We start from the raw sequence: 24,648 nt of genomic DNA, 5'->3' as shown, positions 1-24,648 counted from the left end.
TACTTTAAACAATATATGTACGCTATAATATTTAAACCTAATCGCTACAATTCATTTGCATGGATGAATATAGTAGCACTCTTGTTACTGCTCTATGTAGGTAAAATAGATGCCTATGCTGTATTGTTTGGATATTTTCTTGAGACCATTATTATTGGTTTTTTTAACGCTTTAAAGATGTTTGTGTCGTCCAAACACCATAAGTCGGAAAAATCCATAGCTTTTTTAATTCCTTTTTTTATTGTTCATTATGGCTTTTTTATAGCTGTACAATCCATTTTCGTTTTTGTGCTCATGGGGCAAAGCGATGTAATTCCCATTAAAGAGCCTTTTCATTTAATTGCGAACTATAGCGCTGTTTTTAAATTAGCAGGTATGGAATATATACTTGGTTTGCTTTGCATTACGCAACTTGCCAAATATATTTTTGATTATATACAGCCAAAAAAGTATTTGAACTATACTCCAGAAGAGATTATGTTTAAACCCTATGTTAGGATATTAATTCAACAGTTTGCAGTGATTTTGGCTATGTTTTTCACAATGTTTTCTAATGCTGATGTTGTAGCTGCTATTCTATTGATTTTAATCAGGGCTGTCGTTGATTTCTTTTTGGTAGCCATAAGGGAAAATGACGCTTTATTGGATAGAATGGTAGATAAAATGTATGACGGAAAAACGCCTAAGGATGAACTAAGAAAACAATTGATACTTTTTTCAGAATAATAAAGAATAGAAATTATGAATGTTTTTAAAGCGCTTTATTGCAATCAGTATTATGAGTTAGAAACAAAAGGTAAAGCCGATACTGCAAAAAAAATGGGGACAATACTTAATGCGGTGGCCATAATGTTAATATTGCTAAGTATTTTCTTTTTACTGGTTGTTTTTATTCCTGATTTTGATAGGGCTTTAAATAAAATGTTTAAATCTGCTTTTGGCAGACGTTCTGGTCGAGCTGTGGGTAAATTCATTGGCTTGATAATTGTAGCCTTGGCCTTTCCTATAGTGAGGTATACTTTAGGAACAGAACGAAGTTATAATAAGACGATAAATGAGTTTAAATCCAAATCTGCTCAAGAACAGGAAGCCATATCAAAGCGAGGGCTTAAGTTTTTTATTAATGTAGCTATATTTTTGGGCGTGTCTTTTCTAGCAGTCGTTGTTAAACTTGTCTTTTTTGATTAGAATGTATTTATTTCCTTCTTCGTATTCGTAAAATACGTAATTCATCGTATTGATTTCATTAGCTCATAGTTGCAATTTTGAGATGCTATTAATTATAAACAAAATTCAACAATGAGAAATTTAAAAATTTTAGTTTTTCTATTAGCGAGTACGCTAGTGTTAAACGCTCAAAAAGCAGAAGCTCCAGACTTTACTTACGATTTAGGAGGTAAAGTAGAAAAGATGACCTTAACCAGTTCTGGAGTTATGTTAATTATGCACGGTAAAGGTCTTGCAGGCATTAAGCCTGGTCAGGATCAACTGGTGTTTAATTTTGATGACTACGGAAAAGTTAAAGAAGAAGAAATTTTTATTGTCCCTAATACACCATACGTTATGGTGGGGCAAGCTGGGTTTGGCGGTATTGCCGGTAAACAAAGTGTTATAGATGTTGTTACCGGGAAAAGACTTTTCGATACTAAAGCCAATGGTTGGAAAGCAGCTGGTAGACCAACATTAATAATGCCCGAGAATAGGTTAATTGTATCAGGACAAAGAACAGCAAAGGAAAAGTATACACAAGCCGTTGGGATTTACGATATGGCCAATGGGAATGAAATTAAGCTATTCAAACTCAAGGGGTCTAATTCCTTAACTGGTAAACCAAGTATTATTGATGGGGGCGTTATTTTGCCAACATACAAAGGTATATACCGAATCGATATGAATACAGGTGCCGAAAGTTGGGTGGTAGATTTAAAAAACGTAGCCTATGTTATTCCTGATGATGATGGTAAATCTATGTTTGCCGTTCAAGGAAAAGGAAAAAACCATGTCATTCACAAAATTAATGGCAGTGGTAGTCTTTTATGGGGAGAAGGCGCCAAGTTAAAAGGAGTGGTATCTAACTTTGAAGTGACACCAAAAGGATTGGCTATTGTTAGTGATGTTGCAGACACAGGAAAGGGTGGTCTAGCAAAGTTAGCCGCGGCGAAAGCACAAAGTAACATTTCTTTCTTATCGGCAGCTACAGGTGAAGATTTATGGGAGAAAGCCCCAAAAACAAAAGGCTATGTTCAGCACTTTTATATCATGGAAGATGGTATTTTGTTTGGCATTGGTGAAGGTGGAATCAATAAAATTTCTTACGAAGGCACACCGTTGTTTAAAAAACCATTAAAAACAGGTGAAAACATTCACACTATGGCGCTTACAAAGCAGGGTATGATTTATATAACCGATAGTGATGCCAATATCATCAATTTAGATACAGGAGAATCCATCTGGAACAAGCCCATTAAATACAAAAAAGCTAAATCTGTTACAAGTACATACGATGAAGCTCATGCCAGATACCTGATAAGTACTGGAGAGGAATTGATTTCTATAGATGAAAACAATGGTGACATAAGTACACTAGCAACATATAAGTTTAATGAAAAGGAAAATCCATCATCTTTTGAAATTAGAGAAAATGGACTGCTACTTTCGTCTAGCCAGAATTTAATGATGCTAGATTTTGAAGGTAAAGAATTATTTCACGCCTATTTTAAATCACCGGGTCAAAGCACTTTTGCTAAAATTGCGCTTGGTGCACTAGCTGTGGCCTCAACAGCTATGGCCGCGGACGCAAGTTTCAGGGCTGGTGCCAATAGAAATTATTTAGGGCAATATAACCAATATGGTGCTCAAATGCAGCGTACAGCTGATATGTTCTCAGCTATCGGTACTGCCTCTTTTAATGAAATGGCAAAGCGCTTTAAAGCCACTGCTGCTACAGAAAATGATCAGTTCATCTTAACGAAGTTAGACGATGGTGTAAGCTTAGTTAAGGTAAATAAAGATAGTGGAGAGGTTGGAAAAAATATTTTACTAAAAGATAAAAAACCAACATACGAAGTAGACGATTTTGGAGGGTACTTATACTACCTGGCAAATGGCACTACAGTGTATGCTTACAACCTTGTAAAGTAAATCTTGTTGTTGAGATTTGTTCGATTAGGCGTGGTAAATTATTTTACTGCGCTTAATCTTTTTTAATAACAGTTTGTCGAAATTATAATCGATGTAAAACTTATAATTGTAGATTTAAGATGCTATTAATCAGTTCGTATCAAAAACATCAATTGCCTAAATCTTTTTTAAAAAGAAAGCAATTGGTGTTTTTTTATGGGCTTGTCCTAAAGTGGTTTAATTTAATTTAACGCGGTTATGGACTTTAATTTAGTGTTAGAAATATTAATAGCTTCAGGTATTCTTATTACAATTGTTGTGGTTGTAATTGTTCAAAGAAATATTCTTGAACTAAAGAATACGTTCAATTTAGGTTCAAATAATTTAAAGATTAGGTTGAAATTGGCTAAACAAAAAAAAGAAGTATTGTCTCAAAAAGAAGTACTATCAAGAAATATTAATACAACGCTGTTACCAAATATGTTTACGGTTATCAATCGCCTTCTTTCCCTTCAAAAGTTCTTAATACAGAAGTAATTATAATTCTTATCCATGAAGAAAAGAATACTGTCAATTGTTTTCTCATTTTTTATATGTATTGGTTTTTCTCAGGATAATTCTATCCTAATTGATAGTCTCAAGGCGGTATTGCTGAATAAACCTTCAGACTCAACTAGGATAAAAACCTATGGGGATTTATGTTGGTATTACAGAGCTGTATCAAAAGATTCTGCCTTTAAGTATGGGAATCTCGCTCTAAAAATTTCTAAAGAAACAAACAATGTAGTTGGAGAAGCGCAAGCCTATAATGATATTGGAATATTACATTATGATTTGGCCGATTATGGTGAAGCGCTAAACCAGTACAATGCCTCAATGAAAATCCGGACTGCGTTGAATGATTCCATGGGAGTTGCAGCACTTTACAATAAAATAGGACTCATTCATCAAAACACCTTCAAATTAGATTCAGCAATTTTCTACGCCACCAAAGCTTTAAAAATCTACGAGAAGAAAAACCACAGACGTTATGTAGCTTACATAAAAACAAATATTGCTAATATTTACAGAGGATTAAAGCAATATCAACGGGCGCTTGATACACATTTAGAAATAGCCGAAGTTAATAAAAGCATTAATGATAATTTAGGGCTAACAAGAACCTACAATAATATTGCGAATGCCTACCTGTTTTTAAAAGATACGGTGCAGAGTGAGGAGTATTATCTAAAGAGTATTGATTTAGCCGTAAAACATAACTACAAAAAAGAATTAGCAGGCTTATACAATAACTATGGTGGGATCTTACATGATATGAAAAAATATACTAAGGCTGTTGAGTATAATACCAAATCGCTAAAGTTAAGGGAAGAATTAAAAGATAATTATGGAATAACCAGTTCTACTTTGCGTTTGGCAGGACTGTATATAGATTTAAAAAATTACAACAAAGCTAAAAACTGCTTGTATACCGGTCTTAATTTATCTAAAAGGTATAATATTAATGAGCTAAAAATGGATGCTTATGATAAGTTGGCATCCTATTATGCATATAAGAGAATTCCAGATAGTGTTATGTATTACAAGGCGCTCTACAAGTCTTTAAATGATACGATTTACAATAGCAGGATAACAAAGGAGATTGCAGAGATACAAGAGAAGTATGATGCAGCTGAAAGAGAAAAAGAAATTCAAACACAAAGAGCCGAAATCGCAGAAAAGGAGCTTAATCTAAATAGAAAGAACACACAGATTTTAGGTCTCGTAATTTTGACTCTAGTTCTTATTGTATTGGGGTATTTACTCTACAAACAGCAGAAACTTAAAAACAAACAGCTTCAAAAAGAAAACGAACTTAAACAAGCCTTAATCGAGATTGAGACTCACAATAAACTTCAAGAGCAGCGCTTAAGAATCTCTAGGGATTTACACGATAACATTGGGGCCCAGTTAACATTTATAATTTCGTCTATAGAAAATTTACAATATGGGTTTAAAATAACCAACGATAAACTAAAGGGGAAACTTACCAACATCAGTTCTTTTACAAAAGAAACCATCTACGAGTTGCGGGATACCATTTGGGCGATGAATAAAAATGAAATTACTTTAGAAGATTTAAGGGCTAGAATTTCTAACTTTATAGATAAAGCCGGCACGTCTGCAAGTGGTATACAGTTTACTGTTAATATAGATGAAAAGCTTTCAGATGAATTGGAGTTTAGCTCTGTTAAGGGTATGAATATTTATAGAATCGTTCAAGAAGCGATAAATAATGCCATTAAATATGCCGAAGCCTCTGAGGTTGAAGTCAATATACAAAAGAAGAATGAAGATGTTATTTTTTCGATTAAAGATAATGGCAAAGGATTTGATTTACAAACTGTGGAGGAAGGCAATGGACTAAATAACATGAAAAAACGTGCTGCCGATATTAATGCGGATATTACATTTAACAGTAAAATAGATAAAGAAACTGAGATTATTTTAAGCCTATGACCATTAAGGTTGCCATAACAGACGACAATAGCTTTTTAATAAAAGCCGTTAAAGAAAAACTGTCATTCTTTGAAGATATAAAAGTTAGTTTTACAGCTATTCATGGTGGCAATTTACTGGAGAAGTTAGCAGAAAATCATAATCTGGATTTAATTTTAATGGATATTGAAATGCCTGTTAAGAATGGCATAGAAGCTACAGAAATAGTAAAACAAAAATATCCGCATATTAAAATAATCATGCTTACGGTGTTTGATGATGATGAAAATATTTTCAACGCCATAAAAGCTGGGGCAGATGGGTATTTGCTTAAAGAGGTAAATCCAAAAGATTTATATGATGGTATAAAAGACACCTTAAATGGAGGGGCGGCAATGACACCTTCAATAGCCCTAAAGACCTTAAAACTTTTAAGGAACCCAGCTAGTCTTGAAAATGTAGAGGAAAAAGAGGAAATCCTTCTTACCAACAGAGAAGTTGAGGTTTTAGAACAATTAAGCAGGGGGTTGAGTTATAGTGCTATTGCCGATAATTTGATTTTATCGGTTGGAACCATCAGAAAGCATATTGAGAATATATACAGAAAGTTACAGGTCCACAATAAGTTGGAAGCAGTACAAAAAGCGAAAAAAAATAATCTTATTTAGTGGTCGGTTTTTGTTAGCCTGAACTAGTTTCATGTTTTTGTAATGTGGGTCCGTCGAAAGGTTTTAATTAATCATTCTTTAACCTTATGGTAAAGTAGCTTATCTAAAACAAACATATCTTTGTGGTGTTAATTTTAATCACCATAATTACATTAGTTAGGCTTCTTATGTCGAAGGAAACTAATGTTTTTTTTATTTTTTGTCATTCCCGCGGAGGCGGGAATCTTTTATTTATACAGGTTTTATTTTGTAGTTCGCGATAACACCTCATTTTCACAAAATATTTCTAAATTAGAACATGCGAAAAATTCTATTCGGAGTCATTATTACCCTTATTATCCTTTTTTCATTCAAATATTGTGATGATAAACGAGCTGATAAAATGGTGCTTCAAGAAAGTTCTATGCTTATTCAGGAACAAATAAAGAATGTTGGAAAATTAATCGTAACCGAAGGTCATTTTAGTGAGGTGTTCAATTACAAAAATTCTAAAGAGATTTTTGGAGACTATGTAACTTCAGAAAAGAAAGCATTGGTGGTTGTTAATGCTAGTGTTTCTATTGGTTATGATTTAAGTAAGGTTGAATTTAAAGTAGATGAGGCCAATAAAACGCTTCACATTTTAAAAATTCCTGAAGCTGAAATCAATATTAATCCCGATATGGAGTATTACGATATGCAGGCCGATTTTTTTAATCCGTTCGAAGCAAAAGATTATAATGAAATAAAAAAGGCTGTAAAAACATCTTTGACGAAAAAGATTGAAGCATCAGATTTAAAGAAGAATGCAAAAAATAGATTGATAAGTGAGCTTTCTAAATTTTATATCCTTACTAATTCTTTTGGTTGGACCCTAAAATACAATGAATCTTCTTTGACCTCCATGGAAGAGTTTCAAAATTTAAAATTTTAAGAGTGTACAAAACGGTTCAGTCTGTTTTCATGTAAATTTTGAGTATCTTCAACCCAGTAAAAGTGACTATGGAATCTTACGTTAAACTTACCGTTTTAGACCAGGTTGGTCAAATAGAATTTTTTCACCCTAACAAGAATGCTATGCCCAGCGATGTGTTGCAAAATCTGGAGCAAACCATTGTTGAAGCAGGTAAAAATGATAATGTTAAGGTGATTATACTCCAAAGTTCAGGTGATAGAACGTTTTGTGCTGGAGCCAGCTTTAATGAATTAATGACTATTAAAGATGCCGAAACTGGTATGAGGTTCTTTTCTGGATTTGCCAACGTTATTAATGCCATGCGTGAATGCCCTAAACCAATAATTGGAAGGGTACAGGGAAAAACTGTTGGTGGCGGTGTTGGTTTAGCAGCAGCAACAGATTATTGCTTGGCAACACAATATGCCTCAATTAAATTAAGTGAGTTGAGTATTGGTATAGGGCCTTTTGTGATTGAGCCTGCCGTATCTAGAAAGATAGGGAAAATGGCCATGTCTCAGATGACTATTGATGCGGAAACATTTTATTCTGCTCAATGGGCAAAAGAAAAAGGATTATACGCCGAAGTATTTGAAACTTTGGAGGAGCTGGATTTAGCAGTAACTACTTTAGCTAAAAAACTGAGTAGTTATAACCCAGAAGCTTTAACCGAAATGAAACATGTTTTTTGGGAAGGCACCTCTCACTGGAATACACTTTTATCTGAACGTGCAGGTATTAGTGGAAAATTGGTGCTTAGCAAGTTTACCAAAAAGACTTTGAAGCGCTTTAGAAAGGACTAATTAGGAACTTTTGCTTCTCGAATAATTTCTAAACCATCATCAATCAGTTTGCCAACTTCGGGTCTGTTTTGTTTCACCGTTTCAAGATGTTTCAGGACTTTTTCTCTCAATTCGGTTTTATTGTCAATGAAAGTTAACTCAAAAATTTCTACGGGTAACAACCAGTCGTTTGCATGATTTTCAATAAGTTCTTCTAAAACTTTTGTTCTAGAAATAGTTTGATTTTTTTTAGTTCTGTAATCCCGTATTTGTTGGTATAAAGATTCTAATCGTAAACGTTCTTCAGTTTTTTTAACTTGAATGGTTTTTTCTGAAGGTATGTGAGTAATAAGGTTGAAACTATTTAAATCTGCCGGACCGGAAAACGCCGAAACGATTTCTTTGCCAACCGCCATATCATAAATACCCCATTCCCGTTTAAAAAGTATAGTGTCTTGATGTGTAACCGTACAGTTTTTGAAACTAATTAAAATGATTTTTCCTTGTAGATTGCGTTTTCCTGTTATGATTTCACCAGAAACTTTTATGCCACCTTCAAATTCAAGAGTAACGGTTTGCTCTTCATAAATATTATAAGCTGCCAAATCACGCGGACTCATGTCTTCAATAGCGATATTAATACCTTTTAACTTTCCTATAGGGCAGCCAAAGCCTCTGGAGTGTGTATTTGTGTCATGGCCTACAAGTTCTTTTTCTCTATATGATAAAGCGCTTTTTCCAAAAGTTTGAATGTAAATAGGCGCGTCATTATGCTCCAATACTTTAGTGAATATACCAGAGATTTGAAGACCTGTACTCAGTTCTATGGTGCCTAGTGCTCTTGAATGTATTAACTTGAGAACGCCGCCAAGTCCTCCGGTTCTTAATGCCATAGTGTTGGCAAATTCTTCAAGGATTAAACTTAGATGAGCAAAATCTGGAGTAACGTAAAGCTGGGGTTGTGGTTTGGTAATATCGAAATCCTTAAAGATAGCCTCCATAGTATATGGTAGTTTTGTAACGGCATTGGTTAAGCACCATTCACTTTCGCCAATAGAAGATAACAACCCTGCACCATATATTTTGGGGTTACTTAAGGAACCAATTAACCCATATTCAACAGTCCACCAATGTAAATTTCTTAGAAGCGCCATTTCACTGGGAGTTCCCATATTTTTTTGTAACTCATCAATGTTGTGCTCTGCACGTTTAATGTCTTTTTCAGCGGTGTTTGGTGCTTCTTTTATAATCGACAAATGCCTAACGGCTTCATACAATTCGTAATCTTTGGCCGATGAGATTGCCTTGCAGCCCAACTCCCCAAAACGTCTTAGGTATTCTGCATATTCAGGATTTGCAATAATGGGTGCGTGACCTGCTGCTTCATGAATAATATCTGGGGCAGGAGTGTATTCTATGTGTTCTAATTGTCTTATGTCGCTGGCTATCACTAAAACATTATATGCTTGAAATTCCATAAAAGCATTAGGAGGAATGAAACCATCTACAGCTACAGCGGCCCAGCCAATTTCCTTCAGTATACGATTCATACCATACATGTTAGGAATATGTTCTGTAGAAATCCCGGTTTGCTTTAAGCCCTGTAAATACGATTTGTGTGCTACATTGCCTAGGAAATAAACATTTTTACGCATAACGTACCTCCAAACAGCTTGATCTACAGGAGAGTAGCCCTTGTAGTTTTGAGGTTTGATAAACTGTTTTAAATGTTCAGGTAGCTTCCTTAAAATTGGATTTAACTCAATTTGCATGCGCTTGTTATTGGGTGTTCAAACTTTCTTAAAAATACGAAATTTTAAGGTGGTTCTAAACTTTATTTTTGTTTAAAGGTTTGATAATCAAAGACTATAAGGTTTAAGGTTAAGTTTTGTTATATTTATAAAAACCAAATAATATACTATGTATACAAGACGAATATTTCCTGTTAAGGGTGTGATTAAATGGACACGCCGCCATATTGTCCTATTTCTTTTTCTTGCGCTTATTCCAGTAATACTGTTCGATATTTTTGGACTAAAGTGGTTGCACGTGCCCTGGTTACCGTTGGGCGTACTTGGTACAGCTGTAGCATTTATAGTGAGTTTTAAGAATAATGCATCCTACGATAGGTTATGGGAGGCGAGAAAAATATGGGGTGGTATTGTAAATGCCTCAAGGTCATGGACCATAATGGTCAAGGATTTTATAACCAACTCGCATGCTGTTGAGAAGGCAAGTGTAAGTGAGATTCAAGATATGAAGCGAGAGCTGGTTCATAGACATATAGCTTGGCTCACGGCATTGCGTTACCAACTTAGGAAAGATAAACCTTGGGAAATGCATTTAAAATCAGCTAAATCCAACAAAGAGTTCCGAGCTAGCCAGTATCGTGTTTGTGAGGACGAAATTCCTTATGAAGAAGCGGTTAAGCCTTATATTTCCAATGAGGAATACAAAGTACTACTTGCCAAAGGAAATCAAGCGTCCCAATTATTAGGAATACAATCCGAACGTTTAAAAGAATTGAGGTCTGACGGTTTTATCGAGGATTTTCGACACATGGAAATGGCAAATATGTTGGTAGAGTTTTACACACTTCAAGGTAAAAGTGAACGTATAAAGAATTTTCCATACCCCAGACAGTTTGCAACCTTAAATTACCTTTTCGTCTGGATGTTTATATTAATGCTGCCATTTGGTATTATGGAAGGGTTCGAAGCTATTGGTAATCATATTATAGAAGACTTAGCTACACACGAATCCCGCACGTCTCTGGGGCATAGAATCCAAGAGTTCATTGCGAACCATTTTGTTTGGTTTTCAATTCCTTTTAGTGCTATGCTTTCATGGGTTTTTCATACTATGGAAGCGATTGGCGAGAATACAGAAAACCCCTTTGAGGGCGGGCCTAATGATGTACCCATAACAGATTTAAGTAGAGGTATAGAAATTGATATTAGGCAACTTATTGACGATACCGATATTCCTGAACCCTACGTTTGGAAAAATGATATCGTGATGTAATAAAAAAAGAGCAACTAGAATAATTGCTCTTTTTTATATTATTGTAAAGCTTCAGGAGGATACTTCTCAAATACTTTTGAAACAAACTCTTTAATGCGTTCTTCTTTTTTATCCATATCTCTGGAAAGGTGTCCTGTTCCCATACCTTGCCAAATCAGTTCTTTTTTCTTGGCATCGATAAGGTCAACAAACAATGTGCCTTGCGTAGTTGTAGATACAGTGGGTTGATTCCATCCCCAGCCCCATCCTGGGCCTAAACCCCATCCAGGTCCCCAAAAACCACCCCATCCCCAGGCGCCTGCGCCCCAAGCATTGTTGTAAACATCAACACGTTGGTTGGATTTGGTGAAAATACTAACGAGTAAATCGGGTTTTTGAGATTTTGTATAGCCTTTAGCGAGTAACTCAGCTTCAATGGCGCGCAGTATTCTACGTTTGTCTAAATCGCTAATTTCTGCTTTATCTATGCCGGTCTTGAAAAAAGCAAACGTTTTGTATTCTTTAAAAGGGGCATCTTTATCGTAATCTGCAGCAACTCTTATGGAACTACAGGAGCCAAAAATCAACAATAGGGCAAACAGTGGTAGGCTTTTTAATAATGTCTTCATAACGCATTTTTTTTAATTATAGTAAATTTAATAAACTAATTTTAAATGTGTTAGGTTAGTTTAAGATCAGTTTTTTATTTGCTTTTCGGTACTTGTAAAGCATCAATAACCGTACCAACTATAATGAAGGTTTTTTGAAGGTATTTTTCAAGTTGTTAGTCTTTTTTGCCTGTTTTAAGCGATGTTGAAGCATTGTAGCCATAAGGGCAGTGTCTACAACCGCTTTCACAACAGTATCCTCTTTTTAAATGGTATTGTTCTGTAAAGCAACGATAGCCTTCAGGAGTCCAGTAGAAGTCTCCTTCTTCGATGGGGATAATCTTTTTCATAGAATACAAAGATACTAACTCATTTTGAGATTTTTAAACGATTGAAAAAGTGAAAATCAGTTCTTAAATTGAATAGTAAAAAGTATCTTCGCAACAATGGATTTTAAAGTTGAAAATAGCATCAACCAAGTGGTGAAAGTGCCTTCTGAATGTGGTGTTGAGTTGTTCATAAAGCGAGAAGATGAAATCCATTCTTTTGTTTCGGGGAACAAATACAGGAAACTTAAGTTTAATCTTTTGGAAGCCAAGATTTCAGGACATGATACTTTGTTAACCTTTGGTGGAGCTTATTCTAATCATATTGCTGCAGTAGCTTATGCAGGTAAAATGTACGGTTTTAAAACCATTGGTGTCATTCGGGGAGAAGAACTAAAAAGTAAAATTGAAGAGAACGAAACCTTGAGCTTTGCCAAATCAAACGGTATGAAGTTCGAATTTGTAACGAGAGAAGTATATCGCGAGAAGGGAAGTCAAACATTGATTGATCATTTAAAAGCATTCTTCGGAAAGTTTTACTTAATCCCAGAAGGAGGAACCAACGAGTTAGCTGTAAAAGGCTGTGAGGAAATATTAACCGAGGAAGATAAGAGTTTTGATGTTGTTTGCTGCCCTGTTGGAACAGGAGGGACAATCTCAGGTTTAATAAATGGTTCAGGAAACACACAACAAATATTGGGTTTTCCTGCTTTGAAAGGTGATTTTTTGAGAACAGAAATTACTAAATTCGTATCTAAAACCAATTGGGATTTAATATCCGATTACCATTTTGGAGGCTACGCAAAAATGAACCGTGATTTAATTGCGTTCATCAATACGTTCAAGGCCGATAATAAAATTCCTTTAGACCCAGTTTATACAGGAAAAATGATGTTTGGGGTTTTAGACTTGATAAAAACAGGTTTTTTTAAAAAAGGAACAAGAATATTAGCGATTCATACCGGAGGCCTTCAAGGTATTCAGGGTATGAATTCAATTTTAAAGAAGAAAAATATACCCATCATAAGTTAGATGAAAAAAGTAATAGTAATAATATTATTAGGCGGATTTTTATTCAGTTGTAAAACTAGAAAGAAAGTCGTTTCTAAGCCAACAAAACCAAAAACCGAAGCAGTGGTTGTTAATAAGGAACAACCCCAAAAAGTATATGCTAATGACACAGAGCGCTATATTGATATTTATAAAACGATAGCTCAAAATGAAATGAAACTGTACAATATTCCCGCAAGTATAACCTTGGCTCAAGGTATTTTGGAGTCTGGATCTGGTAATGGGAGATTGTCTGTTAAGGCCAACAATCATTTCGGGATTAAGTGCCATGAATGGACTGGTGCTAAAATTTATCACGATGATGATAAGCGGCAGGAATGTTTCAGGAAGTATAAAGACCCGAAGTACTCCTTCAGGGATCATTCTTTGTTCTTAAAAGACAGAAAACGCTATGCTGGGCTTTTCGAGCTCAAGCAAAGTAATTATAAAGCTTGGGCTAAGGGCTTAAAGGCAGCCGGATATGCAACCGACAAAAAGTATCCCCAAAAACTTATTTCGCTCATAGAGCGCTATAGACTTTATGAGTATGATAAAGAAGTTTTGGGAAGTACTTATTGGACTATTGATACCCCGAAAAAAAGCCAGCTCACCTATGTGGTTGTAAAAGGCGATACGCTTTATTCCATTTCAAAAAAATATAATATTACAGTAGAAGAGCTTCAGCGTATTAATGGGTTGTCTGATACCAGCCTTAGTATTGGGCAAGAGTTGATGGTTGAGGTTTCAAAAGATAATTAAGAATTTATGATTTATAAGAGAAGCAGTGCATTATTTGCCGAAGCTGAAAAAGTTATCCCAGGTGGTGTAAACTCTCCAGTAAGAGCCTTTAAAGGTGTGGGGGGAACGCCTATTTTCGTAAAAGAAGCCAAGGGCGCCTATTTATTCGATGAAGACGGAAATCGTTTAATAGATTATATCAACTCTTGGGGGCCAATGATTTTAGGTCATGCCCATAAACCGGTAGTTGATGCCGTTGTAAACAAAGCAAAAAAAGGAACATCGTTTGGAATGCCTACCGAAATCGAGACTCAAATTGCAGAGTTGGCCGTTTCGATGGTTCCAAATATTGATAAAATTAGGTTTGTAAATTCCGGAACCGAGGCATGTATGAGTGCCGTTAGGTTGGCAAGAGGGTTTACCGGTAAGGATAAGGTTATAAAATTTGCTGGGTGTTATCATGGGCATAGCGATTCGTTTTTAATTCAGGCCGGTAGTGGTGCTAGTACCTTCGGAACCCCAAATAGTCCGGGAGTGACTCAAGGTACGGCTAAAGACACGTTATTGGCTAAGTACAACGACATAGATAATGTAAGCCAACTTATTAGTGCCAATAAAGGTGAAATAGCGTGTGTAATAATTGAACCTGTAGCCGGAAACATGGGGTGTATTCCACCAAAAGAAGGGTTTTTGCAGGCTTTAAGAGAGATATGCGATGACAACGATATCTTGCTTATATTCGATGAGGTAATGACGGGTTTCAGGCTGTCTAAAGGTGGTGCACAGGAATTGTTTGGTATTAAGGCAGATATTGTTTGTTTTGGAAAAGTTATTGGCGGCGGTTTGCCCGTTGGAGCATTTGCAGCTAGAAATGAAATAATGAATTATTTAGCACCTTTGGGGCCAGTATACCAAGCTGGAACCTTGAGTGGAAATCCGTTAGCTATGGCTGCTGGATTGGCTATGTTGAGTGAGCTGAACAGCGATGTAGAGGTTTTTGAGCGCTTAGAAGCTAAAACAAAGTATCTGCACACAGGCATTGCTAAGGTGTTGAGTGAAAATAATGTTGTTCATACCATTAACAGAGTAGGGTCTATGATTTCGGTACATTTTGATGACGCCGAGGTGGTAGACTTCGATACGGCAGCCAAAGGAAATAACGAAACGTTTAAAAAGTTTTTCCATGGTTTGTTAAGTAAAGGCGTATATATTGCGCCAAGTGCTTTTGAAACGTGGTTTATTACAGATGCCTTGAGTTATGAAGACCTAGATTTTACCATTAAGGTTATTGCTGAAGTTGCAAAAACATTATAACAGAGAAAAAGGCAATTCAAAATTCAGAATTGCCTTTTTCTTTTCAAACTATAATCAATCAACTAAAATCTTACTCGGGTCTTTTTTTATTGCCCCTTTTTTTCATTTCTCCCTTTTTTTGTTTTGCCTTGTGAGCCATTCTTGCTTTGGCTTTTTCCCATTTGGCAAATTGTTCTTCATTTAATATGTCTTTCATTTTCGCCTTCATCGCAATTTGCTGGTCTAATCTGGCTTCTGCCATTTTAAAGCGTTCTTCTTCTGTAGGTCTTTTCATTTCACCACTTTCACGTTTAGCTTTAAATTCTTCCATTTTAGCTTTTCTAGCCTCTGCATTGGCCAGCATAATAGCATAGATTTCTTTTTGCTGTTTTTCGTTCAAATCTAAATGCAAAGTCATTTTTTTAGTCTGCATTGTAGCAGCTTGTTCTGGTGTAAGATTATGCATTTTATGCATTCTCTTTTTTTTGTTTTGGCCTTCATTTGGTTGTGCAAAAGCTTGGATTGAAACAAAAGCTAAGGCGATTAATATTAATTTTTTCATTTTATCTAGGTTTAAAAGTTTATTTGGCTTTTTGACTAGAACGCTTGAAAAAGGTTTAATTTAAGTTGGATTTTAACTTGAAATTAACAGAAGTGATTTTTTGATAAAATTAAGGTAGGAGTTCTTATAATCCCTTTTTTAATGGGACTTTAAGGTTGAATCCGGTTTGGAAATCGGGGGCGTTATTAACATCTAAATCTTGTTTTACAAAAAGAGCGATTTTGTAATTTGGTCTGCCGTAAGTGTAAATGAATGACCAGTTAGATAACACATCGTATAGTGTGCTTACACCGTTATGCCAGCCAGCATTAATTTCCTGCCATTTCCCCCTTAAACTGTAGTAGTCTGCCTCGTCTTTTTTGTTGTATCGGGTCTGTGCTTGATAATTTATACCAAGGGCATGATAATTTCTTCTTTTAGTGAATTTAGAAATTTCAAAATTACCTTCTATTGTTCCCAAATACGGATTATTGCCCAAGTCTATGGCATCATTATTTAGTTTAAGTATGTTTTTTCTAAGTAGGTTTAGACCTAGTCCAAAGTTGATTTCGTAATCATTTTTAAGAGGTTTATGTTTTACGACGTTGGCAGATAGGCCTATATCAACTGAAGGATTGAACTTCGATAGGTTGATTCCCAAATGAGAACCAAAATTTATATAAATATGTTTAGATGTGTTAATTCTCAGTTTGGGGTAATAGTAATGTGATAGCTCTACACCACCAACAAACACATCGTTATGGTTTAACTTTAACGTATTTCCGTTTCGGTCTAAATACTCAAAGTTAACCTGGTTTAGACCATAAAAACGTCGGCCGAAAGGGTCCTCGCCACCAGCTATATTACTATGAAACCATTCAATAGATTCATCGCTAGTAAATATAGAAAAGGGGTATTTGCCTTTAGTAATCCAGTAAGAACGTGCAGATATATGGAGTTCGTTGTTGTCGTTTAAAGGAATATTTAAACTGGTCCTAAATTCTTTTATAACAGCATCTATTACAATATTCAAGTAATCTGCCGGAGTCGTTTCATGGTCTATAAATTGAAATGGTCTTAAATACCAAATAACCTCACTTAGTTGTTGTCTCACCTCTGGGTCTCTGGGAAAGTAGGATTCTACAAAAGGATGAAAACTATTTCCGCTAGTATAATTTATGGAAAGCGTTTTGGTTTGCTCGGGGGTTAATTTAAAATTAGTATTTAGCCTTGAGTTGAAAATACCAAAATGGTGGGTGGTAAGTAGGGATGGGTTGTCAATACCATTTTTAATTGATAAGCTGTCTTGTTTTTGGGCAAGCAAAAATAAGGGGCATGTTAATATAAAAAGTAGAGTTGCTCTTTTTAACATGTGGCAAAAGTAAATGATTTTTTTATTTAAAAATGGCTGACTACAGTATTTTACAACTACAAATAAATAGTCTTTAGTTCTTTACTTGATGTTCTGTGAGGTTAATTTATATCTTAAAAATTTTAACAATTTTTAAGGGGTTTTTCTTAATGAAGTTATAAAATTCAAATCAACCTGTTAAACCTTTCTAAACATGCTTTGTGGAGTGGTTTATTTATTGTCAATTTGTATGAGAATATAAATTCTACTAAAAGAGAAAAATTTTTTAGATTATATTTGAGTTTAAGTTGTTAGTTAGTTTTAGAAAGCCCAATAATGTTAATTATTGGGCTTTTTTTATGTGGTTAATAAGGTATTGTTATAGCACTTCAACAAAAAGGCCTTCGTCGGTTTTTTCAACTTTGGCAAGGCTGTTTTTAGTAAGTTCTTTAATCGATTTATCCCATTTTTTATTAGACAGACCCGATTGGGTTTTTAAATCGTTCAGTTGTAGTTTTTCAGCTTTCCTTAAGGTCTCAAAAACCGCTTTGGCATCGTCGCTTAAGGCCACTGCTTTTTTCTCTGGTTTCATTTGTGGGAAGAACAACACTTCTTGTATAGATTGGTTGTTCGTTAAGAACATAATCAAACGGTCCATACCTATTCCCATACCAGACGTTGGAGGCATACCGTATTCTAAAGCTCTTAAAAAGTCGAAGTCGATAAACTCAGTAGCCTCGTCATCGCCCTTTTCAGCCAGTTTTAATTGGTGTTCAAAACGTTCGCGTTGGTCGATAGGGTCGTTTAATTCAGAATAAGCATTAGCTATTTCCTTACCACAAACCATAAGTTCAAAACGTTCAGTAAGCTCAGGATTATCTCGGTGTTCCTTACATAACGGGCTCATCTCTTTAGGATAGTCTGTGATAAAAGTTGGCTGAATGTAATTGCCTTCACATTTTTCGCCAAAAATTTCATCGATTAACTTTCCTTTACCCATAGTTGCATCGACTTCAATACCTAAATCTATAGCGGCTTGTCTAATTTCTTCTTCAGATTTTCCTGTAATATCAAAACCGGTAAAGTGCTTAATGGAATCTGCCATGGTTACACGGGCATAAGGTGCTTTAAAATCGACCTCGTGCTCTCCAAAAGTAGCTTTTGTAGTGCCGTTAACCGCTAGTGCACAATGCTCTAATAGCTGTTCGCAGAAATCCATCATCCAGTTGTAATCTTTATAGGAAACATAAATTTCCATTGCGGTAAACTCAGGGTTGTGCGTTCTATCCATCCCTTCGTTTCTAAAGTTTTTAGAAAACTCGTAAACACCATCAAACCCACCAACTATGAGCCTTTTTAAGTAAAGCTCATTTGCAATACGCATGTACAACGGAATGTCTAAAGAGTTGTGGTGTGTTATAAAAGGCCTAGCTGCAGCACCTCCCGGAATGGGTTGTAAAACAGGGGTTTCTACTTCAAAATAACCAGCATCATTAAAAAACTGACGCATGGCATTGAATAATTTTGTACGCTTTACAAAAACTTCTTTTACATGTGGGTTTACGGCCAAATCGGCATAGCGTTGTCTGTAGCGTTGTTCAGGGTCGGTAAAGGCATCGTACACCACGCCGTCTTTTTCTTTTGGTAGTGGTAATGGTTTCAAGGCTTTGCTTAAAAGTGTAAAGTCTTTAACCTTAACCGTTTTTTCACCAACCTGAGTTGTAAATAGTTCGCCTTCAATTCCAACAAAATCACCAAAATCAATTAGTTTTTTAAACACATCGTTGTATTTGGTTTTGTCCTCACCCGGGCAAATTTCATCTCTATTAAAATACACTTGTATTTTTCCTTCGCCATCTTGTAATTGAGCAAAACTCGCTTTCCCTTGTACTTTAATCATCATTAATCTTCCGGCAATAACCACTTCTTTTCCGTCCTCGAAACTGTCTTTTATCTGTTTTGAGGTGTGGTCTACAGGATACAAATCTGCAGGATAAGGGTTAATACCTAAATCTCTTAATTTTCCGAGTTTTTCTCGTCTTACTAGCTCTTGCTCTGATAATTGCGACATCTTAATACCGTGTGTAAATTTTAAGAGCACAAAGATAAACATTTGATTTACGATTTGCGATTAATGATTTACGATTTTTTTGCTGCTTTAAAGATTCGATAGTGGTTTGTATTGTGCTGTAATACAGTGTAATGTGTGTTGTGGAGTTCGAAGATTATCTTAGTTATGTGCAGATGTGTAACAAAAGCATAAAGGTGGCGTCTCATAATTAATCATCAATCAATACCGAATTTATTTCGGTGTCAAATTAAAATTTATATGAGTATTTGGAGAGTTATACTGTCTATAATTTGTCCGCCGCTAGCTGTTCTTGATAAAGGCTGCGGCTCCATTCTAATTGTTTTTCTTTTATGCTTATGCGGTTGGGTTCCGGGTGTAATCGCCGCTTTGGTAATAATCAATAATCCTAATAGATAATAACGTATATTTGGGGCTTAAATTTAAACCCTGAGCATCATGAAATATATCAAAGTTCTAGCCCTAGTTATTTTAACGTTATCTTTTACTAATTGTACTATAAAGGAACGTATTGTCTTTAACGAAGACGGTGGTGGGAATTTTTTGGTGAGCTACGATATGGGGGAGTTTATGAAACAAATGAAGACTCAAATGGGTGCTGGCGCTTCCGAAGGTGATGAAGCTGGAAAGGTCATGGACACGACCATTGTTTTTAAAGACCTTATGGAGTCTTACAAGGATAGCATAGCAGCCCTTCCCGAAGAGAAGAAATTAGCTCTAGAGGTGGTGAAAGATATGTATATGGAAATGACAATGGATGAAGATAAGGGTGTTTTCGATTTTGGTATAGGACTCGACTTTAAGACCATAGGTGAGTTAACCAACATAGGTGAAAAAATACAGAAAGCTAAAAGTTTAAATGCCAAGAGTGATCAAGTTGATGCCATGAAGGGGTCGCCACTTGGTAAATTTATGGATTATGAAAAGAGCAACACGGCTTACGATTTAACCGATACAGGTTTTACCAGAAACACAACCCTTCCTGAAGATTGGAATCCTGATGAAGCAGCATTTGATGAAGCGGATGAAACCGAAAGCGAACTCATGTCTTATTTTTCTAATGCTTATTATGTTGTTGAGTATACTTTTCCTAAAATGATTAGTGGTTTTTCGGTTGAAAATGCCGAACTCTCTAACAATGATAAAACCATAACTTACAAAGTGAGTTGGTTAGATTTTCTTAAAGACCCAAAACTCCTAGACGTTGATATTACGTTTGCCAATGAATAAAACGGTTAACATACAAGATTTAGGACTTAAAGATTACAAAGCCACTTGGGATTACCAAGAAGAATTGTTTAAGGCTATTGTAGAAACCAAGGTTAAGAACAGGCGCGAGGAAGCCGGTTTAGAAACCAATAACTATTTTCTTTTTGTAGAACACCCGCATGTATATACTTTGGGTAAGAGTGGCGATTTGTCTAACCTTTTATTAAACGAAACCCAACTTGCCGAAAAGGGGGCATCATTTTATAAGATTAACCGTGGTGGCGATATTACCTATCATGGACCTGGGCAAATTGTTGGATACCCCATTTTAGATTTAGAAAACTTTTTTACAGATATACATAAGTACCTGAGGTTGCTGGAGGAAATGATTATTTTAACTCTTGCAGAATATGGTTTAAAGGCCGAACGCAGTGATGGCGAAACCGGTGTTTGGTTAGATGTAGGCACCCCTTTTGCACGTAAAATTTGTGCTATGGGTGTACGCGCCAGCCGTTGGGTGACCATGCATGGCTTTGCCCTAAATGTAAATGCCGATTTGGGCTATTTTGATAATATTATTCCCTGTGGTATTCGTGGAAAAGCAGTGACTAGTTTAAATGTAGAACTTGGCAAGAAAACAGTTGACGAAGCCGAGGTTAAAGCAAAACTATTAAAGCATTTTAGCGCACTTTTTGAAGCTGAAGTTTAGTAGTGTTCGTTTAACGGTTAGGCTATGGGTAGTTGCTTAAAGGAACTATCCTCGGCAAACAAGCACAGAGTGAGGAATATTCGGAGAATATTCCGATTGGCACTTACCAACCTCAAGCAATTACTTGTAGCCATTGTTGGCTTTAGTTTTTTGCAAATTCAATTAGTGGTTTAACATTTCCATTGTCAGCTTCTTTCAATGCATTAATATACTCTTTTCTAGTTTCGTTAGCTTTTACCATATTAGACTGATGCCACGAAAATATTTCTTTTCCAAATATTGATTCCATAATTATGTCCGCCATCATTCTTGAATGTCTTCCATTTCCATTTGGGAAACAATGAATAGATACTATTCGATGTTTGAATCTAATTGCTATTTCTTCTGGTGAAAAGGTTTTGTTTTCTATCCAATTTTTGTCCAGGGAATACCAATGTTTTTTTCAGTTCTTCTAAATTCACCAGCCCATTTCCATACATCACCGTACATTTTTTTATGTAGGTCTTTAATAAACTTTTCTGTCAAAATATTTTCAGGTTTCAAATTTGTGTGAATAGTCCATTCGACAGCTTTTTCAATGTTCAGTTGCTCAAATTCGTCTAACTCTCCTTGAGTCGTAATTGATTTTATTTTTAGACCATCCTTTTCTTCTTCTTCTAAAGGTGTTTGTCCATCTTTGTAAACGAATTCTAATCCCATAATGACTTTCTCATTTCTCGTTTTATTTCATTAGCAAGTTCCTTTATGGTTTTGGCTATCTTGTCATCTCCAATTCCTTGGTCCTCTAATTTCATGTTTTGATTGGTCCGTAATACTATTTTTTGGGCCAGTTTATCTGCTTTTTTCTGTATTAAATCGTCTATGGTCTCATTTTTTGGGACCAGTGCATATACCAATTTTAAATCTAGAGCCATGGCGACATCTTTTAAAGAATTGAGTGTTATCGTGCCATTAGCCTCACTTTCCTCAATTCTTTTTACGCCTTGTCTTGTAATATTTAGTTTGGCGCCAAGTTGGGCCATGGTCATATTAAGTGCAGTTCGAATAGTATTTATCCATCCACGTTCTGGGACCAGGACCTTTCTGCTTTCAGAGAATGGTTGTAGCTTCTGGTCCAATTGTTCGATTAAAAGTTTTCGCTTATTTCTCATTTTTTGTAAATATTTAAGTTTACAAAACATAAATAATGTAAACATATATATTTACAAATATATAAAAAAGTCAACTTATAAGATTACAAATAATAATAAAAGTAAACTTAAATGTTTACTTATGGTTGTTCTTTAAATTATAGCAACTTGTGGATATGCGACGTTTCAATGTCTTATATCCAGTGTTAAACGAAGGTAGTTGAAATTTTTTACAAAATCAAGTCGATAACTAGTACTTTTCAGGAATAAAAGTTTGGTAGTCTAGAGGTGGTCTCACATAGGCTTCTTTATTTGGTAATTCTGGTAAATCCACCGGTTCTATGTTCATTTTTTGGTAGGGTATTTTACTTAGTACGTGGCTAATACAATTTAAGCGCGCTCGTTTCTTATTATCGGAGTTCACCACATACCAAGGTACTTGTTTTGTGTCTGTGTGCGCGAACATATCATCTTTAGCTTTAGAATACTCCAGCCACCTAGAGCGTGATTCTAGATCCATTGGGCTAAATTTCCAACGCTTTAAAGGGTTGTTTATTCGGTTTTTAAAACGCTTTTCTTGTTCTTCGTCGCTAACAGAAAACCAGTATTTTAAAAGAATAATACCGGAACGAACCAACATGCGTTCAAATTCTGGGCATGAGCGTAAAAATTCGTCGTATTCTTCATTGGTACAAAAGCCCATAACCTTTTCTACACCAGCTCTATTATACCAACTACGGTCAAATAAAACAATTTGTCCGGCATGGGGTAAATGATAGACATACCGCTGAAAATACCATTGCGATTTTTCTTTTTCGGTAGGAACACCCAGAGCCACTACTTTGCAAACTCTAGGATTCAAGGGTTCTGTAAAACGCTTAATGGTGCCTCCCTTACCCGAAGCATCTCGACCTTCAAAAACAATAACTACTTTTAGTCCTTCTTTTTTAACCCATTCTTGCAGGTGGACTAATTCTGTATGTAGCTTTTTTAATGCGGTATTGTACTTTCTGGTGGAGATGGTATTCGACATATAGTTTCAAAATTGTGGTTACAACCAAATTTAAGAATAAAAACTATATGCTTAGGGGTTAATTGGTGTCCTTCTTTTTATCGGCATGCCCCAGGCTTTTATTGGGCGCAATAACATCTCTAACCAGTTGTTTTAATTGGGTGATGTCTGGAAATCCCTGCATCTCTTTTCTAGACCAAACCATTTTGTTGTTGGCATGGACTTCGAAAATTCCAGAACCAGCAGGTTGTAGGGCTAATTCCTGTAGGTCTTCCTCGAAGGTGGTGAGTAGTTCTTGAGCCATCCAAGTAGACCGTACTAACCAACGGCATTTTGGACAATATTTTATGGTAACCTTATTGTTCATCTGGTTTTAGTTTTCGGCGTTAAAAAATACTTTGTAATAATGCATCTTTTTCTCTTCGTCGTAACCGCGCTCTAAATATTCGGTAGAAGCATCTGGCGCATCAATATCAAGTTTTATTTGAATATGGGTATCGAGTTTTATATCGGTCTTAATTTTCTTTTTCTCTTTGTTTACAACACGCTCTACCACATCAAACTGATTTCGTATTACCAAGTTTTGACCATCTTCAAAGCTTTTTTTATAGGTGTCGAATTCAGATTTGTGCTTGTCTTCTTCAAAAAGTTCATCTTTAAAGCGCTCTACATTAACGACTTCATTTTCCTTAAAAAAGTCTATAGTTTTAGCTAAAAAGGTGTTTTGCTCTTGTAGGCCATAACTGTGTTTTATAACCTCTTCGGAGAAATCTTTACATAATTCAAGATATTGTTGGGTATGGCTATTGGCATCGTCGGCGAATTTAATATTCAAGAAATGGTTTATCCAATATTGAGCATCGTAATTATTGTTATCTGCACTGAAAATAATATTGCCTTCAGCATCAGATTGGTTTAAAATTAAGCACCCTTTATCTACTTTTTTAGAGTTGATGCCTTTTTGAACCAAAACATCGTAGCTATTATTTTCTAGATACGTTTGAAAGAAATTGGTCTTGTTTTCAATTTTAAAAACTCCCAAGGCATTGGTGGTTATCTCGTTAAACTCAATGCCTTCAAACAATACGATTAATACATCACCGGTTTTAATATTCGCAGAATTAGACTGTTCGTAAAGATGCATGACAATATGCTTAGATACTTCTATAAAATCATCGTCATTAAAAATTTGAGCACTATAGCTGTTTATTTCGTTAAGATTTACATTGGCGTGGTGATTAAACCTGTAGCTCTGTGTGGCACTGCTAAAAGGTCTTAACAAAAACAGAAGCATAAGGTCGTAGCTGGCTTCGTCGAATTCTACTATTTTTTCAGAAAATGCATTTTTCGTATCATTAAATTTGTTGCCTACTTTATGAATGATGCACTTGGCAATGGAAGCATTTTTTCTGGAAATCATAATTTGTTTTTTAAGAATACAATAGTATTAAATCTTGGGAATACTGGCTCTTGTATTTTGAGAATAATTTAAAAAAAGAACGCCAAAGTAAACTTTGACGTTCTAGATTTGAGGACTTCGGGTAATACCAAACTTATACCCTTTTCTTTATGTTTTACTAAATGTTTAAAAGCTTGAAACTTGCGTG

The 24,648-nt window shown here is 35.5% G+C and carries 25 protein-coding genes and 1 pseudogene; 15 read left to right on the top strand and 11 right to left on the bottom strand.

Features of this window, described 5'->3' with window-relative positions; genetic code table 11:
• The first annotated feature begins 15 nt into the window (after positions 1 to 15).
• The 8 genes from M0214_RS03050 to M0214_RS03015 all read left to right on the top strand — a co-directional run bounded on the left by M0214_RS03050 (position 16) and on the right by M0214_RS03015 (position 8,003).
• Positions 16 to 726, top strand: a complete 711-nt coding sequence (locus tag M0214_RS03050; RefSeq protein WP_248724000.1) for a DUF6498-containing protein — start codon at positions 16 to 18, stop codon at positions 724 to 726.
• Between the two features lie 15 nt (positions 727 to 741).
• Entirely contained in the window at positions 742 to 1,188 is a 447-nt protein-coding gene (locus M0214_RS03045; protein ID WP_248723999.1) for a hypothetical protein, read from the top strand.
• Positions 1,189 to 1,299: 111 nt separating this feature from the next.
• Complete coding sequence (locus tag M0214_RS03040; protein WP_248723998.1) at positions 1,300 to 3,141, top strand: PQQ-binding-like beta-propeller repeat protein; 1,842 nt, start codon at positions 1,300 to 1,302, stop codon at positions 3,139 to 3,141.
• Positions 3,142 to 3,378: 237 nt separating this feature from the next.
• Positions 3,379 to 3,657 carry a hypothetical protein gene (locus M0214_RS03035; protein ID WP_248723997.1) on the top strand — a complete coding sequence of 93 codons (279 nt, stop codon included), beginning with the start codon at positions 3,379 to 3,381 and terminating at the stop codon, positions 3,655 to 3,657.
• A 15-nt stretch (positions 3,658 to 3,672) separates the two neighbouring features.
• Positions 3,673 to 5,619: a sensor histidine kinase gene (locus M0214_RS03030; protein WP_248723996.1), complete on the top strand. Its 1,947-nt coding sequence runs from the start codon at positions 3,673 to 3,675 to the stop codon at positions 5,617 to 5,619.
• Positions 5,616 to 6,266, top strand: a complete 651-nt coding sequence (locus tag M0214_RS03025) for a response regulator transcription factor (protein ID WP_248723995.1) — start codon at positions 5,616 to 5,618, stop codon at positions 6,264 to 6,266. The genes M0214_RS03030 and M0214_RS03025 overlap by 4 nt, the downstream gene beginning before the upstream one ends.
• A gap of 298 nt (positions 6,267 to 6,564) precedes the next feature.
• Positions 6,565 to 7,179, top strand: a complete 615-nt coding sequence (locus M0214_RS03020) for a DUF4230 domain-containing protein (RefSeq protein WP_248723994.1) — start codon at positions 6,565 to 6,567, stop codon at positions 7,177 to 7,179.
• A gap of 68 nt (positions 7,180 to 7,247) precedes the next feature.
• Positions 7,248 to 8,003, top strand: coding sequence for an enoyl-CoA hydratase/isomerase family protein (locus tag M0214_RS03015; RefSeq protein WP_248723993.1), 756 nt, complete (start codon positions 7,248 to 7,250; stop codon positions 8,001 to 8,003).
• On the opposite strand, the gene M0214_RS03010 is transcribed toward M0214_RS03015, so the two are convergent.
• Positions 8,000 to 9,754, bottom strand: a complete 1,755-nt coding sequence (locus tag M0214_RS03010; RefSeq protein ID WP_248723992.1) for an aromatic amino acid hydroxylase — start codon at positions 9,752 to 9,754, stop codon at positions 8,000 to 8,002. The two genes, M0214_RS03015 and M0214_RS03010, sit on opposite strands and share 4 nt — an antisense overlap.
• A 148-nt stretch (positions 9,755 to 9,902) precedes the next feature.
• Between M0214_RS03010 and M0214_RS03005 the strand changes: the two genes are divergently transcribed.
• A complete protein-coding gene (locus M0214_RS03005) occupies positions 9,903 to 11,006 on the top strand; it encodes a bestrophin family protein (protein WP_248723991.1) in 1,104 nt (367 codons plus the stop codon).
• Between the two features lie 38 nt (positions 11,007 to 11,044).
• On the opposite strand, the gene M0214_RS03000 is transcribed toward M0214_RS03005, so the two are convergent.
• Positions 11,045 to 11,614 carry a DUF4136 domain-containing protein gene (locus tag M0214_RS03000; protein WP_248723990.1) on the bottom strand — a complete coding sequence of 190 codons (570 nt, stop codon included), beginning with the start codon at positions 11,612 to 11,614 and terminating at the stop codon, positions 11,045 to 11,047.
• Between the two features lie 155 nt (positions 11,615 to 11,769).
• Entirely contained in the window at positions 11,770 to 11,943 is a 174-nt protein-coding gene (locus M0214_RS02995; protein WP_248723989.1) for a DUF5522 domain-containing protein, read from the bottom strand.
• Positions 11,944 to 12,039: 96 nt separating this feature from the next.
• Between M0214_RS02995 and M0214_RS02990 the strand changes: the two genes are divergently transcribed.
• The 3 genes from M0214_RS02990 to hemL are packed head-to-tail and all read left to right on the top strand — an operon-like array spanning position 12,040 to position 15,021.
• Complete coding sequence (locus M0214_RS02990; protein ID WP_248723988.1) at positions 12,040 to 12,951, top strand: 1-aminocyclopropane-1-carboxylate deaminase/D-cysteine desulfhydrase; 912 nt, start codon at positions 12,040 to 12,042, stop codon at positions 12,949 to 12,951.
• On the top strand, positions 12,952 to 13,728 hold the full coding sequence (locus M0214_RS02985; RefSeq protein WP_248723987.1) for a glucosaminidase domain-containing protein: 777 nt from the start codon (positions 12,952 to 12,954) through the stop codon (positions 13,726 to 13,728).
• A 6-nt stretch (positions 13,729 to 13,734) separates the two neighbouring features.
• Positions 13,735 to 15,021: a glutamate-1-semialdehyde 2,1-aminomutase gene (gene hemL / locus M0214_RS02980; protein ID WP_248723986.1), complete on the top strand. Its 1,287-nt coding sequence runs from the start codon at positions 13,735 to 13,737 to the stop codon at positions 15,019 to 15,021.
• Positions 15,022 to 15,091: 70 nt separating this feature from the next.
• On the opposite strand, the gene M0214_RS02975 is transcribed toward hemL, so the two are convergent.
• From M0214_RS02975 to lysS, 3 genes are all read right to left on the bottom strand, one after another.
• On the bottom strand, positions 15,092 to 15,562 hold the full coding sequence (locus M0214_RS02975; RefSeq protein WP_248723985.1) for a hypothetical protein: 471 nt from the start codon (positions 15,560 to 15,562) through the stop codon (positions 15,092 to 15,094).
• Positions 15,563 to 15,686: 124 nt separating this feature from the next.
• Entirely contained in the window at positions 15,687 to 16,865 is a 1,179-nt protein-coding gene (locus M0214_RS02970; protein ID WP_248723984.1) for a hypothetical protein, read from the bottom strand.
• A 406-nt stretch (positions 16,866 to 17,271) separates the two neighbouring features.
• Positions 17,272 to 18,963, bottom strand: a complete 1,692-nt coding sequence (gene lysS / locus M0214_RS02965) for a lysine--tRNA ligase (protein WP_248723983.1) — start codon at positions 18,961 to 18,963, stop codon at positions 17,272 to 17,274.
• Positions 18,964 to 19,221: 258 nt separating this feature from the next.
• Between lysS and M0214_RS02960 the strand changes: the two genes are divergently transcribed.
• Genes M0214_RS02960 through lipB form a run of 3 tightly spaced genes read left to right on the top strand, consistent with a single transcriptional unit; the run spans position 19,222 to position 20,899 of the window.
• The gene (locus M0214_RS02960) at positions 19,222 to 19,380 is read left to right on the top strand and encodes a YqaE/Pmp3 family membrane protein (protein ID WP_248723982.1); all 159 of its coding nucleotides are present in this window, start codon (positions 19,222 to 19,224) and stop codon (positions 19,378 to 19,380) included.
• Positions 19,381 to 19,419: 39 nt separating this feature from the next.
• Positions 19,420 to 20,211 carry a hypothetical protein gene (locus M0214_RS02955; RefSeq protein WP_248723981.1) on the top strand — a complete coding sequence of 264 codons (792 nt, stop codon included), beginning with the start codon at positions 19,420 to 19,422 and terminating at the stop codon, positions 20,209 to 20,211.
• Positions 20,204 to 20,899, top strand: a complete 696-nt coding sequence (lipB, locus tag M0214_RS02950; RefSeq protein WP_248723980.1) for a lipoyl(octanoyl) transferase LipB — start codon at positions 20,204 to 20,206, stop codon at positions 20,897 to 20,899. Before M0214_RS02955 ends, lipB begins: the two co-directional genes overlap by 8 nt.
• A gap of 142 nt (positions 20,900 to 21,041) precedes the next feature.
• On the opposite strand, the pseudogene M0214_RS02945 reads toward lipB, so the two are convergent.
• From M0214_RS02945 to M0214_RS02925, 5 genes and pseudogenes are all read right to left on the bottom strand, one after another.
• Positions 21,042 to 21,598: pseudogene (locus tag M0214_RS02945) on the bottom strand (mobile mystery protein B).
• A complete protein-coding gene (locus M0214_RS02940; protein ID WP_144118200.1) occupies positions 21,589 to 22,050 on the bottom strand; it encodes a mobile mystery protein A in 462 nt (153 codons plus the stop codon). The pseudogene M0214_RS02945 and the gene M0214_RS02940 overlap by 10 nt, the downstream one beginning before the upstream one ends.
• A gap of 229 nt (positions 22,051 to 22,279) precedes the next feature.
• Entirely contained in the window at positions 22,280 to 23,062 is a 783-nt protein-coding gene (gene ppk2, locus M0214_RS02935) for a polyphosphate kinase 2 (RefSeq protein WP_248723979.1), read from the bottom strand.
• 58 nt (positions 23,063 to 23,120) lie between these two features.
• On the bottom strand, positions 23,121 to 23,408 hold the full coding sequence (locus M0214_RS02930) for a SelT/SelW/SelH family protein (RefSeq protein ID WP_248723978.1): 288 nt from the start codon (positions 23,406 to 23,408) through the stop codon (positions 23,121 to 23,123).
• A 6-nt stretch (positions 23,409 to 23,414) separates the two neighbouring features.
• Entirely contained in the window at positions 23,415 to 24,461 is a 1,047-nt protein-coding gene (locus M0214_RS02925) for a nucleoid-associated protein (RefSeq protein WP_248723977.1), read from the bottom strand.
• Positions 24,462 to 24,648 lie beyond the last annotated feature (187 nt).

Origin of the sequence: Seonamhaeicola sp. ML3, assembly GCF_023273855.1 — a bacterium.
Lineage (GTDB): Bacteria > Bacteroidota > Bacteroidia > Flavobacteriales > Flavobacteriaceae > Seonamhaeicola.
Note: the sequence above shows the minus strand (reverse complement) of the source record. Positions and strands in the feature narration are given on the sequence as shown.